The 15446-nt window shown below is 31.7% G+C and carries 10 protein-coding genes and 2 pseudogenes; 5 read left to right on the forward strand and 7 right to left on the reverse strand.

All coding sequences use genetic code 11. The annotated features are described in order from the left end of the window. Window positions 1–209: 209 nt before the first annotated feature. The 4 genes from ccrB to ssb all read right to left on the reverse strand — a co-directional run bounded on the left by ccrB (window position 210) and on the right by ssb (window position 5520). Window positions 210–1838, reverse strand: coding sequence for a cassette chromosome recombinase CcrB (gene ccrB / locus SAMSHR1132_RS00205; RefSeq protein ID WP_001186608.1), 1629 nt, complete (start codon window positions 1836–1838; stop codon window positions 210–212). Between the two features lie 21 nt (window positions 1839–1859). Then, the gene (gene ccrA / locus SAMSHR1132_RS00210) at window positions 1860–3209 is read right to left on the reverse strand and encodes a cassette chromosome recombinase CcrA (RefSeq protein ID WP_000815640.1); all 1350 of its coding nucleotides are present in this window, start codon (window positions 3207–3209) and stop codon (window positions 1860–1862) included. Window positions 3210–3442: 233 nt separating this feature from the next. Continuing rightward, complete coding sequence (gene cch1, locus SAMSHR1132_RS00215) at window positions 3443–5230, reverse strand: cassette chromosome replicative helicase (RefSeq protein ID WP_000122620.1); 1788 nt, start codon at window positions 5228–5230, stop codon at window positions 3443–3445. Beyond that, window positions 5230–5520, reverse strand: a complete 291-nt coding sequence (gene ssb, locus SAMSHR1132_RS00220) for a cassette chromosome ssDNA-binding protein (RefSeq protein WP_001036438.1) — start codon at window positions 5518–5520, stop codon at window positions 5230–5232. Before ssb ends, cch1 begins: the two co-directional genes overlap by 1 nt. A 138-nt stretch (window positions 5521–5658) precedes the next feature. Here ssb and SAMSHR1132_RS00225 point away from each other — a divergent pair, with 138 nt between their 5' ends. Together SAMSHR1132_RS00225 and SAMSHR1132_RS00230 are read left to right on the forward strand one after the other, a co-directional pair. Next, a complete protein-coding gene (locus SAMSHR1132_RS00225) occupies window positions 5659–6708 on the forward strand; it encodes a hypothetical protein (protein WP_000613248.1) in 1050 nt (349 codons plus the stop codon). Window positions 6709–7270: 562 nt separating this feature from the next. Then, window positions 7271–8761: an RNA-binding domain-containing protein gene (locus SAMSHR1132_RS00230; RefSeq protein WP_000554504.1), complete on the forward strand. Its 1491-nt coding sequence runs from the start codon at window positions 7271–7273 to the stop codon at window positions 8759–8761. A gap of 372 nt (window positions 8762–9133) precedes the next feature. Here the strand turns inward: SAMSHR1132_RS00230 and cstB are convergent. Continuing rightward, window positions 9134–10452 (reverse strand): annotated as a pseudogene (gene cstB / locus SAMSHR1132_RS00240) (persulfide dioxygenase-sulfurtransferase CstB). A 55-nt stretch (window positions 10453–10507) separates the two neighbouring features. Here cstB and SAMSHR1132_RS14030 point away from each other — a divergent pair. The 3 genes from SAMSHR1132_RS14030 to SAMSHR1132_RS00250 all read left to right on the forward strand — a co-directional run bounded on the left by SAMSHR1132_RS14030 (window position 10508) and on the right by SAMSHR1132_RS00250 (window position 11762). Continuing rightward, window positions 10508–10645, forward strand: a complete 138-nt coding sequence (locus tag SAMSHR1132_RS14030; RefSeq protein WP_001791883.1) for a hypothetical protein — start codon at window positions 10508–10510, stop codon at window positions 10643–10645. Continuing rightward, complete coding sequence (locus SAMSHR1132_RS00245; RefSeq protein WP_001549968.1) at window positions 10642–11013, forward strand: HNH endonuclease; 372 nt, start codon at window positions 10642–10644, stop codon at window positions 11011–11013. The genes SAMSHR1132_RS14030 and SAMSHR1132_RS00245 overlap by 4 nt, the downstream gene beginning before the upstream one ends. Window positions 11014–11141: 128 nt before the next feature. After that, window positions 11142–11762 (forward strand): hypothetical protein, encoded by a 621-nt coding sequence (locus SAMSHR1132_RS00250; protein WP_000673114.1) that lies wholly within the window; start codon window positions 11142–11144, stop codon window positions 11760–11762. A 492-nt stretch (window positions 11763–12254) separates the two neighbouring features. Here the strand turns inward: SAMSHR1132_RS00250 and SAMSHR1132_RS14410 are convergent. Further along, window positions 12255–14776: pseudogene (locus SAMSHR1132_RS14410) on the reverse strand (HsdR family type I site-specific deoxyribonuclease); the annotation flags it as partial. 41 nt (window positions 14777–14817) lie between these two features. Then, window positions 14818–15444, reverse strand: a complete 627-nt coding sequence (locus tag SAMSHR1132_RS00265; RefSeq protein ID WP_000567257.1) for a restriction endonuclease subunit S — start codon at window positions 15442–15444, stop codon at window positions 14818–14820. Window positions 15445–15446: the final 2 nt, after the last annotated feature.

Genomic DNA, 15446 nt, shown 5'->3' on the forward strand with positions numbered 1-15446 from the left:
ATCCCAATCATTTCCCGATAAAAAATCATTGTGGGATGTTCTTTAGCAATTTCAATATAAGCATTGTATAGTTATGAAAAAATTACGACAATAACTGTTTCATTAGATAAGTGTTATTGAAATTGATAAAGAGCAATTCTTGAAAATAGTTAGATAAAATAAGCGAAAGAATATAGTGAAAATTATTGTTATAACAATGATTCTATTAGCTAAATAGTAAGATATAGTGTTTGGGGCAAAAATAAAGACGAAGTGCTGAGATGCACTTCGTCGAGTTGTTTATTATTGAAAAGTTGTTTAATGATTTCGTTATTAAGTTTGAGTGTGACATAGAATTGTTTTTTATGATTACCATCTTTTTTAATATCAATGCGATCAATCACTGATAGATACAATGCTTTGAGTCGAGATTTTTCTATGTGCTTAATATCATGAAAGATGTGTTGTAATAGTTTACTGATTTCTTTGGCATCAAATAAAGTCTTATCTTCATTTTGTTGATTTTTGAGTTGGTTGATTTGATTCGTAATGTCATTGAGTTGCTTTTCATATTTTTGAATACTTGGTCTGATTACTGATGTTAAGTCCGGATTATCCTCGATGGTTTTAATCAAGTTATTTATTTTGATTTGTACTTCATCATATTGTTGTTGCTTATAAGCAATATCGTGATGAAGTGCAGCGCCATCAACTTGATTTTCTTGATTGACGTGTGTTACTACGCGTTGAATGACTTTATCACTTTTGACTATTTCAAGTATTTGCTTCATCACATAATCTTCAATCACATCAGCTCTTACACTGTTTGCCGAACATACTTTGGAACCCTTGTTCCGAAAATTACTACATGAATAGTAACGAATACGTTTCTTAGTCCCGTCTTTAAGAGTATTCGTGGTATTGCTTGCTGCCATAGGTGCGCCACATTGGGGACAGTGAATAATGCCTGTAAGCAGATTCGTTCCTTTGCCATGGACTTGGGGTTTTTGACTGACTTGTTTCTTACGCATTTGTACTTTATCCCATAAATCTTGATTAATAATGGGGGAATGCTTACCTTCAGCTATCACTGGTTTATCATTCAGCCCTTTACGACGTTTTTCACTCCAATCTTTGTATTTCGCAAATTGAATTTTGCCGATATAGAAAGGGTTAGCTAAGATGTATGTGATTGAACTAATACTGAAAGGTTTCCCCTTTTTAGTGACATATCCTTTGTGATTCAATGCATTGGCAATTTTACGATAGCCATGTCCTTTGGCATAGCACTCGAATATATATTTTACAATATTAGCTTCATGTTGGTTAATCATTAGCTCGTGTTTACTATCTGGTATTTTGTCATAACCTAGTGGTAAATTGCCTTGATAATAGCCTTCTTGGGCACGTCTCGTTTGACCCATAAATACGTTCTCGACAATGTTATTACGTTCGAATTCTGAGAAACTCGCAAGTATCTGTAACATGAGTTTACCAGAAGAAGTATTGACTTCCATACGCTCTGACAAACTGAAAAATTCGACATTTTGTTTGTGTAAATCTTCGACAATTTTGAGAAGATCAGATGTATTACGAGCTAATCGGTTTGTTTTGTATACCATAACACAGTCGATATTGCCTTCTTTTGCATCTTTCAACATACGTTGGAGCTCAGGTCTGTTCATAGATTTACCTGAAATACCACGGTCAGCGTATATATCTTTAACTTCAAAATGATGGAAGTCACAGTATTCTTTGATTTGATTGATTTGTCCGTCGATACTATAACCTTCTGTGCTTTGCATTTCTGTTGATACACGTACATAGATACCGACACGTTTTGTTTTAAGTTGTTGCATTATGTTACATCCTTTCTTCATTTATGCAATCGATGATTGCATGGTTTGATTGACAATATTGAGTGGTTCATTTTTGAAATAGATTCCTATAAGATTTTTATCTTTCGTAATGTGAATGGTTTCAATATAGGGGTACAATATGTTTAACGTGAAACGTTTTTGAATAATATTTTGAATGATGTGTTGTATTTGATGCCCATTGATAGATGTAGTGCGTTGCGGTTGTTGACGTAATGATTGTGTTTGCTCTCTGAACGTTTCTGCATCAATGATGCCTTGTGCCAACTTTTCTATCAGTTGTTCTTGAGTCAATGTGTGATGTTTTTCTATGTTTCTTTGTCTTTTGATGCGTTTGTCAATCGCACTTTTAATTTTTGTGTAGATGCGTTGATTTTGATAAAAGTCTCGGCACACTTCTAATACTTTATCTTCAAGTGTTTGTGCATTGATGCCTTTAAAATCACAGACAAAGCGTGAAGCATTCATGTTTTTAGGACAGACGTAGTAACGTAATGTATGATTCTTTTTTCTAATGGTCATATTTGTAAGTGTTGCATTACAACATGGGCATTTGATTTTTTGTTTGAGTTGATTATCCGAAGGTGTCTGTTTGGTTTGTTTTTGCAATCGAAGTCTCTGCGCTTGCTCATATATACTTGTGGAAACAATAGAAGGAAACATATTGTCGAATTGGCCATATTGATTGTTGACACGACCACAATAATTAGGATTGATGATAATGTTACGAACTTGATAGGGTTGTCGATTGATATACGTGTTATCTTCTTCTAATAACTGTGCAATTTTCTTATAACCATGACCTTTAATGTAATAATTGAATACAGCCTTTACCGTTGGTGACTCATTTTGATTGATGATGAATGTTCCGTTGTGATATTCGTAACCAAAAGGTGCATGTGTTGTAATCAATCGACCTTGCTTTGCTTTTTCTTGAAGCCCATTTCTGACTTGTTCTCCAATGTTATCCGATTCAAGTTCGGCTAAACTGATGAAGATATTAAGCTTGAGTCGGTCGAAAGCTTGATCCATATCAAAGTAACCATCATGTACGCTTAAGATATGAACATGGTACGTTTGACATAATTTGATGAGTTTTAATGCATTTTTCAGATTACGATGCAACCTATTAAGACGATAACAGCATAATATGTCACACTGTCCTTGTTGAATTAATTGTGTTATTTGTCGATACCCACTACGATTATCTTTGCGACCTGATTGTTTGTCGCTATAAAAGTTGATATGTTGAATATGATGTTTTTCGGCTATTGCTTCGATAGCTTGTTTCTGTGCTGCAAGAGATTGTTGTTTCATCGTACTTTGACGTAAATAGCCTATGACTTGTTTCATATCGGCTCCTCCTTTCACAGTGATAATATATATTTATGGATGAATTGATATATAAGCCCAACATCAATGAGATGTTGGGCGTCCATATTAGTCATTTGTTTGATTGATTTCTTCAATTACCAAATCGGCTAATATCTCGATAAGTTCATCCATGTTTTTCACTCCGTTATTTGTTCTATCTTCAATACGTCGATTATTCAGTTTGATGCTTCACAGTTGTATGATAAAGACAATTAGAAATCTTCGTGAACTCCTGAAGGGCCTATCCCTTCATTAGCGGATTTAAAAAGTTCTTTCGCAGCTTTGTTATCATTTGACGGTGTCCAATTTTGAAGTAACGACTTATCTTTAGTTAATCCGAGGATAGATGCAAACTCTACATCTAATTTTAGATGGTAAAATACAAGTGATTGTTTTTTACCGCTATTATCTTTGACACTTCTTTTAGTTGTTTGGCGTCCACGGTCAGCTAATATGAAACCTTTATCTCTTAAGGCGTTGACAACATTATTAACATCTTGAAATTGATGATTGTTTAGCATCTGTTTAAAAACGTTCGCAATTATTTTTACTTCGATATGGTCATCTTTTAATGAGATTAATCCATAGTTCTCAAACATATTTTTCAAAGCACCTTCATCTGAAAACTTACCTCTGTTTTGTGCCACAAATTGAATGATGACATCAATAGCTTTATCAGCTAATGAGCGTTCAGAGACTGTATGAGTATGATAATCAATAAAGTAGTCTCTTATATTAGCGATATCAATATCTGTAGATAAAACACGACCTAATATTTTCGCAGATGTTGTAATGACTGCATAACGCTTAAACATACGAATACCTGTATTGTTTGTTTCATCTTTCAATTTAGCTTCAAACCAATCTACTTCCTTGTAAAACCATTGAATAACTTCATCTTCACGATTTATAAGATATTTAGCTACTAACGGTAAAACATGACCATAGTTTAGTGCTACAGCTTTTTTAATATTGTCAGCATTGGTCGCATTTGTAGTGAATTGTTCATTAATCTCGATGGTTCTTACACGTAATCCATCGTTTTGAGCTGAATCATTAAAAATACTGTATTCTGACGTTGAAATGACAGAAGTACCCCAATTCTTAGGCGTTTTAACTTCTCCATGAACGTTTGAACGTTGACGACCTTGACCTTCAGCGATGGAATATAACAAACCCGTGGTATCTCTAAGTGTCGTAGATGAAAGCTCATCAAATACTATAGGAATGCCATAATTGTTACTCAAATAACCTTCAAGTGCGTTTCGTGTGGCATTCCAACTTCTAAAAAGAGTTTCATTACCTTTGGTAGGGTTACCAGCGACTGATACAGCTAAAGCAGCTGCGGTTGACTTACCGGTTGAGGATTGACCTGTAAAACTAAAGAGAATTCCTGCAAATTCGATTTCATGTTTATGCTTCAGAAAACTTGTCACTAAGGCAGAAATCCCAAATATGACTGCCAATTCTAAAAGAAGATGACCTTTAACCTCGTCAATATACATGTTAAACCAATTATCAAATGTACCTTTAGGAGTTAAGTCATAAGCACTATCTACAATAGGGTATGAAGGTGAGGACTGATTAAATTGAATAGATTTGAGAACTTTATCTAGCGATATCAAGTAGCCAAAAGGTGTCTCTAGTATACCTACACCCTCATATAATTCAGAAAGTGGTAATCTATCTCGCATCAATTGCAAGGCATAACTCAATGATCTAATATACTTCTCGTTAATACTGTAGCCATATTTAATTAAAGAAGGTAAGTTTCGTGTTGTTAAGATATCAGACTCAAAAATGTCTTTTTTACCATTGTTGTTAGTAATAATCAACTTTTCAACACCAGTAATTGGATCAGAAAATCTTGCATTAACAATAATAGGGCTAGCCATTCTAACCACTTTTTCACTGTCACCATCTTTTTTAGGTGGTATCGTTTCTTTCCAACCGAAGGAATCTAAAGCAAATGGGCCAATTTCAAACAATGTGTAACTCATTAGCAATCACCTCCTTTCGAAGGCGTGCTATTATTGCATGGGTTTATCCCTATTTTCTGATATAATAAACTGCCATTTTTTGTTCCTACAATTTTAAATGGTAATCCTGGCGTGTACTTAATCCAGTAAGCAAAACGACGTCCTACTTCACGTTGATCATTCGTGCTACAAACCACATTATATTTCTTTCTTAATTCACCATAAGTGAACGTACTTCCAACTGGTTGTTGAAAAGATTTAGCAATTATAAAATTATAAAGCTTTTCTTGCTGCTTAGATTTCTTATTCATTTTAAAATTCCTCCAATAATTTTTAAGGAGTCAATCAATATCATATAGGTTAAACTATCTTCAATTGATTGCTATAATAAGCATAAATGAAGCATTATGATTAGACGCGGAACAAAAAATGGGGAGGGGGGGTATATATTGATACCTACGCTAGAAGAAATTATTGATAAGTATGGAAACTTAGTTGATTATTTGAAATTTGATGTAACAGTTGAGGTTTATGAAGATTTGTTGTTATTAAGAAGTTTAAGCGATTTAAATGAACATCAAAAGATGGATAGAGTTTCATTTATAAAAAAACATTTAAACTCAAATTTCGATTATTTATTAGATGATACTGAGTTTAGAAGTATCAATAAGATTTACAGTAATTTAAATATCATGACGCATATCAATAGTCAAAATAATAATTTTAAACGTAATCCATTTATAAATGAAGAACAATTGAAATCACTACTCGCGATAAAGAAAGTAGATGCACATATGAGTTATGATTCAAATATTACTTCAAAAGCATTGGCAGAAATAAACAAAACGCAAAAAAGATTAGTTACAAAGATAGACACACTCTATAATCAGTCAAAAAAAGAAAATGAATATGTACGGTTAGGAGAAAAAATATCGTATACAAAATTGGAGAATCATTGGAAATATTTATATAATGAGATTCAGTTTTATAATCTTAATAATCAATTGATTAGTTATGTTGCATTAGAACAGGAATATGCTTGGGCTTTTTTAAATGAACTATTTTATTTGATAGAATTGTATTTGAAGGCATTTAAAGGACAAAAGAAAACAGATTATGAGTTTGGGAAAAAATTAAACGAATTTATTCAATCATATGTCATTATTTTACTTATAGATATACGATTACCTGTTGTTAGATTATATATTATTAGAGACATTGTAGATACATGTGAAGGAGAAAAAGATAATTACAAAAGAATTACACTGATAGAAGAATCTATTAAAAAGTATAGATACGTAAAAGATCAGATTAAAAGATTTAAAAATGGATTAGAAGAATCGTTATTAAATGCAACTTTATCTATTGAACAAAATATGTTGAAAGTTAAAATTGATTATTATAAAGCCTACTGCTTTCCTAGAGAAAAAACAAAGCATAACAATATTGAGTACAATGTATCGTTGTTTTTTAAAGCATTAGATGCCTTAAAGAAATAGTTTTTCACTGAAAATATTTATAGATATAATTAAAATTAATTAATATTAAGCCAGGATAATGTAGTCTTAATCGTTCTGAAATACGAAAAATGTTGTGGAAATCGCGTGAAATAATCAGAGGAATCGTTTGAAATCATCGTAGTAATCGCGCGAAAATCACGTGAAATAATCAGAGGAATCGTTTGAAATCATCGTAGTAATCGCGCGAAAATCACGTGAAATAATCAGAGGAATCGTTTGAAATCATCGTAGTAATCGCGCGAAAATCACGTGAAATAATCAGAGGAATCGTTTGAAATCATCGTAGTAATCGCGCGAAAATCACGTGAAATAATCAGAGGAATCGTTTGAAATCATCGTAGTAATCGCGCGAAAATCGCGTGAAATAATCAGAGGAATCGTTTGAAATCATCGTAGTAATCGCGCGAAAATCGCGTGAAATAATCAGAGGAATCGTTTGAAATCATCGTAGTAATCGCGCGAAAATCGCGTGAAATACTATGGTAGACGGTTTGAGTAAATTAATGGAGTATTTTAATATTTATGGTTTGGAGGAATTGCGTTGCATAGAGAAAGTAAATATATAGAGTATAAGAAATCACGAAAAGGATTATCTAATGATATTTGGTCTACGTATAGTGCTTTTGCAAATACTGAAGGTGGTACTATATATTTAGGAATTGAAGAAAAAAAGATCGAGGACAAAAAAGTCTTTGTTTCAGTTGGTGTTGAAGATCCAGAGAAAATGATTGAAGATTTTTGGAATGCACTATATGGAAGAAGTAAAGTTAGTCAAAATATTTTATCAAATAAAGATGTTAAAATTGTTAATATTGAAAATAAAGCGTGCATTGAAATTCATGTACCAGAAGCGCCTTATTCGAAGAAACCGATATATGTAGATAATAAAAAAGATTTAGTATATAAAAGAGTTGATGATGCTGATAGAATTGCGACTGAAGAAGAGTATAAATTCATGATTGTAAATTCTCAAGACGATATAGATACAGAATTATTAGATAACTATGACATGTCTGATTTAAATCACGAATCTATCGAAAATTATAGGAAACTTCTATTAAAAAATACTAATGATGAGAGATATGCGAATATGAGCCAACTGGATTTAATGATAGATTTAGGAGCATATAGAAAAGATAGAAGTTCGAAAGACAAACAGTATAAAATGACTACAGCATGTTTATTATTCTTTGGTAAGTATAATGCGATTAGTGATAGATTCCCAGGATTTCAATTAGATTATTTTAAGAAAACAAATTACCTAGATACTGATTGGAAAGATAGAATATCAAGTGGAGATTTAGGTAATGAAGATTTAAACGTGTATAGTTTTTTTGAAAAAGTATTGATAAAATTAACTGATAACATTGAGGAATCATTTAGCCTAAATGATGGTTTGACTAGACAAAATTATGCAAGAGATTTAAAAGTAGCAATTCGCGAAGCACTGGTTAATACATTAATGCATGCGTATTATGATACTAAGCAAAGTATTAAAATAGTTAATTGTGAAGATTTTATAGAGTTTTATAATCCGGGTAATATGAGAATAAATAAAGAAGATTTTATTCATGGAGGGCATTCAAAGGACAGAAATAGTATATTATCGACGCTTTTCAGAAGAGTAGGATATTCAGAAAAAGCTGGATCTGGAGGACCAAGGATATTCGATGTAGTTAATAGACATAAGCTTAAAACGCCTGAAATAGAATTAACGGACATGGACACTAATGTAGTACTTTGGAAACAAGATTTAATGAAGGAGTTTGAAAAATATCCTGAGTTAGACAAAAAAGTAATAAAGTATATTATTGACTATGGATCAATAAGTAAGGGTGAAGCCTTAAAAATGGAAAATATGACAGAATATCAGTTTAGAAATATTTTAAAAAAACTAAAAGATGATAACTTGATAAAAAAAGAAGGTGAAGGTCCGGCTACTAAATATGTGTTAATAGAATCAAAAGAAGCTGATATATTGCGAACTAAAAAAGTAATTAAAAGTTTAGAGTCTTTCTTTAGGAATAAATAAAAAAACAAGAGATAGGTGCGAAGTGTTTGGATTATACAAATGCTTCGCATCTTATATTTATTAATAAATATCATAGAAAACCGTATCATTAACCGATACGCAGAGATGCGGTTTTTTAGACACTTCATAAAGGGATTTTGAACGTATCAGAACATATGAGGTTTATAGGAATTGCTGTTATGTTTTTTGATCACATCAATAAACAAAAAAGGTATGTACTATGTAAAATATTTATTAAATGATATAAAGCGAGGGTATATAAATGATTTTTAAATAGATATTTATCCAATAATATAAAAAGGAACTATAAGCTATATCTAAAAGCTATATCTAACTACTTATAGTCCTTCTTCATTAGTATAAATATAATTATTAAGAAAGGTATATATCTTTGTAACCTTCGTTTACATTAATAATGTTGTGATAACCTTTGTGTTCTAAAATACCAATAGCTATAGAACTTCTAATGCCAGACTGACAGTCTACATAAATAACATCGTTTCTATTGAAAGGTAAATCTGTTTCTAAAAGTTTGCCGTGTGGCACATGAACCGCTTGGGATAAGTGGCCATTATTCCATTCATTATCATTACGTACATCTAAGACATGTGCTTCATTACCAGTTATGTCTTTACTATGAACAGATTGTGTTTGAATTTGAGCTTGTGGTAACTGATATCCAGACACATTATCATATCCAATAAGTTGTAAAGTATGTTATGTGTTGCTTTTGAAACAAGGTGATAGTCTCCAATCAAGTTAATTTCTTGATTATAGTTTAGATACCAGCCAATTTGATTGATGAAATTTTTATCATATGGAATATTGATTGTACCTTCAATATGTCCACCATGATAAGCCTCCTTACTGCGGAGATCAAAAGTTAATCTGTTTGTACTTGTAGCTGGATAAACCGTATAAGGTTGATATAAATTCATACCGAATTGATTAATTTTTTTCATTTGTGCAAAATGATGTGGTGGTGCAGGTTGGTCAGAAATGAGTTTATCGATAAAGGTAGCTTCATTATTTTCAGAAAAAGCCCAGTTCGTTTGTTTTTCATAGCCAAGCGTAGATGTTGGAATAGCACCTAAAGATTTACCACAAGGACTACCAGCGCCATGACCAGGCCAAATTTGAATGTAGTCTGGCAAGTCTTTAATACTTTCAATAGATTTAAACATTTGTTTTGCGCCTATTTCAGATAATCCTTCTACTTTAACAGCTTTTTCTAGTAAATCAGGTCTACCGATATCTCCTACAAAAATAAAATCACCACTGAATAGTCCCATTGGAACTTGTGCTCCAGCACCTTCGTCAGTAAGTAAAAAACTTATACTTTCTGGCGTGTGACCAGGTGTATGAAGCACTTTTAATTTTATATTTCCTACATAAATATCATCATTATGTTGAACAAAATGAGTGTGGTTAGGCATATTTTTATAACCTAACATGTCATCACTTTCGCCCGATACATAAATACTAGCATTTAACTTTATAGCAACATCTCTAATTCCTGAAACAAAATTTGCATGTATATGTGTTTCAGCTGCATGAGTAATGGTTAAACTCTCTTCATCGGCAACTCGAATATATGAAGATAAGTCACAAATAGGATCAATGATCATGGCTTCTCCAGTTTTTTGACAACCGATTAAATAAGATGCTTGAGATAAATGTTTATCATAAATTGATGATAGTCAATTTGTTATCAAGGGTGATAATTATATTAACTATGGTAATTACATGGAATTAAAGTTATTAAACAAACTTGATGATGACCAATTAGATTTAGAATTTTTACAAGATAATGGGTTAAAAGGTAATGTTCAAGGTCCTATGACTTTAAAGGAACCTTTAAAAAGTTATATACAAAAGTCTTGAAAACGAATATTTTAAATTTAGATAATGAGTTAGAAAACACTGAATATGTCGAAGGTAAACCATATGTACAGTACGGTATTAAATATGAAAGAAATCAGGCATTAAGAAATGAAGCTATTAAAATTCATGGAACTACATGTAAAGTATGTGGATTTGATTTTAAAGCTAAGTATGGCGATTTAGGTGAGGGTTTTATTGAAATTCATCATTTAAAACCAATGTTTTCAATAAAAAGAGAAATAAAAGTAAATCCACAAAAAGATTTAGTCCCACTATGTTCTAATTGCCATAAAATGATTCATAGAAATACTAAAAAACCTTTAACGATTAAAGAATTAACCAAAATAGTTAATTATAATAGCAAATAATTTAATATTTTATAAACTATCATTCAACCCTCTTAATTTATTAGGAGGTTTTTTGTATTTATGCTTTCAAATGTGTGATATACTTTGTTTGTTGAAATATAGAGTATCTATAGATAGGGTGATTGAGTATGAAATTCACTGAAGTGGAAGTTATCGAACATCTTGTAAAGGCATATAAAGAAGCAGGAAAGCCTACTTATCCTCATGAAAATTTATATCGAGGACGTAATCATAGTATTTCAGGTATTGGAGAAGACTTGCTGGGTGCTTATTTGATTAGTAGATTGGAAGGTGTCCAAATATTTATTGATCAGCCTTTATCTATGATTGATAAATCTTTAAGTACAAGATATCCGGATTTATTAATTTGTGAAGATAATGAAATTAAAAATATACTAGAAGTTAAAATGGACTTAGGATATCAAAGAAAAGATTTTATAGATTATTGCCGAAAGAAAGAAGAATGGATTTCAAATATCGTAGGAAAACAGTGTGTATTGTCTAGAAAGAGAGAAGACAAAATTCCTATGAATATAGCTGATGATATTAAATTTCATGTTGTGATTTACAGTGAAAACAATGGACCGAAGCGGTTTGATGAAGAAATCATGCCTATCGTTAATGAAACATGTCCACATATTGAAGTATATGTCCTAACAAGCGGTCAACACCCTAATTTAGTAAATGTTAATCTTGAAGGTATTAATATTAATAAAGATGAATTTGAAATATTAGTAAATGCGTTATAAAAAAATAGAGCATCCTCCACGTTATGGAGGTGCTCTGTTTTTTATTGAAAAGTATCAAGTTAATTAATTTAATATGCTTAATAAGTTCTACCTTGACCTTTTTCTCTAGCTTCTGTTCGATCTCTTATGTACTCAGTACATACTGGATTTTCTGTTAATTCATCAACTGTATTAGTTTAATCAGAAGACGTGTCTACTTTGTAAGCTTCTAAGAACTTATTATATGATATAGCGTTTGAGTTTTGTTGTTCTTCTATAAATTTCTGTAGTTATTTTTCAAAAACCGCATCATTAACTGATAAGCAGAGGCGTATCATAAATGAAACTAAAAAATAGGTTGTATATAACTCACTTTGAAATTGATTGAATATATAGTAACTTTAATAGAATGCAGCTATTGTGGCGGAGAATATGAGAATCAAAAAATGATTAATATAGTTTGAAGAGAGTGAGCATAAATACTAGAAAAATGGAGGCTGGGACATTAAGTTCTTAGGCAATGTAAAAAAGCTGATTTCTATTAATTATTTGATAGAAATCAGCTTTTTTTAAATGTATTTGATAATATACAGCTCGTCGAGCTGCTATTTTCCTTATATTAAGTGCCATTAATACAAAACCTAGCTCTCGTTTAACTTTATTTATTCCTCGAACTGACATTCGAGTGAAACCCAAAATAGCCTTCATAAATCCAAAAACAGGCTCTACATCAATTTTTCTTTGACTATAGATTTTTTTCGTTTCTGGTTCAGAAAGCTTTTGATTAATCTCTGCTTCAATTTCTGCAGGCGTTTTACGTGTTTTTCCTTCTTTTGGCGGTTATAACAATTTAACAAGTCCTGCTTTAACCGCTTTAAAGAAGGCAATTTCATCATTGAGTTCTTGGGCTGTAGGTTCAGTCGCACAAAGCGCAAAGGCTTTACCTAACTCTGTGACCGTTTTAATAAAACGTTGGCGTTCTTATTCGCCTAAACCAATCACATAATCCATCGTATTCGATATTGTATAATAACGTTCTGATTTTTTATCTGAATTAAATTTAGAATAATCAAGATTATATAACATATCTTGAATCACATCATACTTCAATAACATCAATTCAACCGCTTTATCTGTATCTATTGTCGTTTGAGCTTGATCAGATTCTGTATATTCTTTAAGTGCTTCTTTTAAACTTTCGGCGATACCCACATAATCGACAATTAATCCACCCGGCTTATCTTTAAACACTCGATTAACTCGAGCAATTGCTTGCATCAAATTATGGCCTTTCATTGGTTTATCAATATACATCGTATGCATGGAAGGAACATCAAATCCTGTCAGCCACATATCTCGAACAATCACGAGTTGTAATTCATCATTCACATCTTTCATATGTTTTTCTAATAAATTATGACGTTTTTTAGGACCAATATGTCTTTGGAAAGAAGCAGGATCACTAGATGAGCCTGTCATTACTACTTTAATAACACCTTTATCATCATCATCCAAATGCCATTCCGGTTTTAGACGAATGATTTCATCGTATAAATCAACATCAATTCGACGACTCATCGTTACGATCATTCCTTTAGCTTTCATCGCTTGCTGACGTGTTTCAAAATGTTGGATGATGTCTTTGGCTAAAGCTTCTACACGAGGTTTTGCGCCTGCTAAGGCTTCAATTCGTGACCATTTTGATTTTAAACGCTGTTTTACATCCTCTTTTTGATCTTCTGTAATGTCATTATATGCTTCGTCTAAGTCTAAATTTTGAGGTAAATTTAATGGAATTACGCGACTTTCATAGTAAATTTTAACTGTACTTCCATCAGCTACGGCTTGTGTCATATCATAAACATCGATATAGTTCCCACAGACCATTTGCGTATTTTTATCCGTTGAAGCTACGGGTGTGCCCGTAAATCCAACAAATGTTGCATTCGGTAAAGCATCTCTTAAATATTTAGCATAACCATATTTAATGCCTTCGCCTCTATCATCGTAATTTGCATTAAAACCATATTGTGTACGATGAGCCTCATCTGCCATTACAAACACATTTTTACGTTCTGTTAGGGACGCCATGGTCGTTTCATTTTGTTCAGGTTCAAATTTTGCATTGTTGTAAATACAATACCATCCGACTCAACAGATAATAACGATTTTAATTCTTTACGTGTTTCAGCTTGTTTTGGTGTTTGTCTTAATAATCCTTTACCAGAGCGACCTTTTGATTTAACAAACGTACTGTATAGTTGGTTATCTAAATCATTACGATCTGTTATGACAACTAAGGTAGGATTATTAAGCATTTGAATTAATTTTCCAGAGAAAAAGACCATGGTTAAACTTTTACCAGACCCTTGGGTATGCCAAATGACGCCGCCTTTACCATCACCTCGTCCAGATGAAGCTAATAAAGCTCTATCAACAGCTTTATTAACAGCATAGTATTGATGATACGCTGCTAGAATTTTACTGATATGCCCTTTACCATTATCTTGGAATAATACAAAATATCGAATTAAATCAAGTAAGGTTTCTGGATTTAACATCCCATGAATCAGTACGTCTAAGCTAGCTAAACTTGACGAAGATTCCGTTTCTCCATCTTTAGAACGCCAAGTCATAAAACGATCATAGTTCGCAGTTAGTGAACCGACTTTAGTATTAATGCCATCACTTGTAACAACCACTTCATTAAACGTAAATAATTGTGGAATACGCATCTTATACGTTTCTAATTGATGATAACCATCTTCGACGCCTACGGTTTCATTGGTTGAATTTTTAAGTTCAATCACAACGATAGGCAAGCCATTAATAAAGAGGACAATATCGGGACGTTTTGTATAGTCTCCATTAACGACCGTGAATTGATTGACTGCTAAAAAATTATTGTTTTGTGGATGTTCAAAATCAACGATTTTAACAATTTCTACAATCGATTATCCTTCATCATCATAATCTTCAACTTCAATACCATTGATTAAATTTTCATGAAAGGTAAGGTTATTTTCCAAAAGATTGATTGGGCGACTTCTCTAAAGTTAGTTCATGTAGCGCTTTTTCAATAAAACGAGGATGAAGGAAGAAGCGTATCTCGTAATTTTACTAAATTATTAGTTTCTTTATTAAGATTACTAATGTTATTGAAAAGAGTTGAATGAATTTGATTTGCTTTTGATAACATTGGATGATTTAAATTAGGTAAAGCAATTTTAAAATTTTCAAATATTTTCTTAGTGTAAAATTCTCTAGCAGAACCTGATGTTTGGTTACTTACATTTTTATTTATTATTTTTATTATATTATAAATCAAAGGATTATTTATCTTTGAATTGAGAGTTCTAAATCTCCACATATTTTGATTTTGTAAAGATGGTAAATTAGATTCTGTAATAATACCTATATTACCTATAGATCCCCCAACTGTTACTAATAAAGTATCAAAAATTTCCAATGAATATTTATTATATTTTGGTATATTTATATAATCATTAGAAACAAATTTTAAATTATTCCTCTCAATTAAGCAGCTAGTTTTAGATATATTTAAAGTTCTTAAGACTGATAATTTACTACTGTAAATATATTCACTAGATTTAAACGCGTATCCTGTTCTAATATCAGCTATATTTTTTAATGAATTAATATTCCAATTTAAAGGTATTTCACCTAACTCACTATCAATCATTT

It is taken from the genome of Staphylococcus argenteus (assembly GCF_000236925.1).
Classification (GTDB): Bacteria; Bacillota; Bacilli; order Staphylococcales; family Staphylococcaceae; genus Staphylococcus; species Staphylococcus argenteus.

Coding starts and splice junctions, on each gene's coding strand:
- ccrA (WP_000815640.1), bottom strand. CDS start 3,209: ATGAAACAAGTCATAGGCTATTTACGTCAAAGTACGATGAAACAACAA.
- SAMSHR1132_RS00250 (WP_000673114.1), top strand. CDS start 11,142: ATGAAATTCACTGAAGTGGAAGTTATCGAACATCTTGTAAAGGCATAT.
- ssb (WP_001036438.1), bottom strand. CDS start 5,520: ATGAATAAGAAATCTAAGCAGCAAGAAAAGCTTTATAATTTTATAATT.
- ccrB (WP_001186608.1), bottom strand. CDS start 1,838: ATGCAACAACTTAAAACAAAACGTGTCGGTATCTATGTACGTGTATCA.
- SAMSHR1132_RS00265 (WP_000567257.1), bottom strand. CDS start 15,444: ATGATTGATAGTGAGTTAGGTGAAATACCTTTAAATTGGAATATTAAT.
- cch1 (WP_000122620.1), bottom strand. CDS start 5,230: ATGAGTTACACATTGTTTGAAATTGGCCCATTTGCTTTAGATTCCTTC.
- SAMSHR1132_RS14030 (WP_001791883.1), top strand. CDS start 10,508: ATGGAATTAAAGTTATTAAACAAACTTGATGATGACCAATTAGATTTA.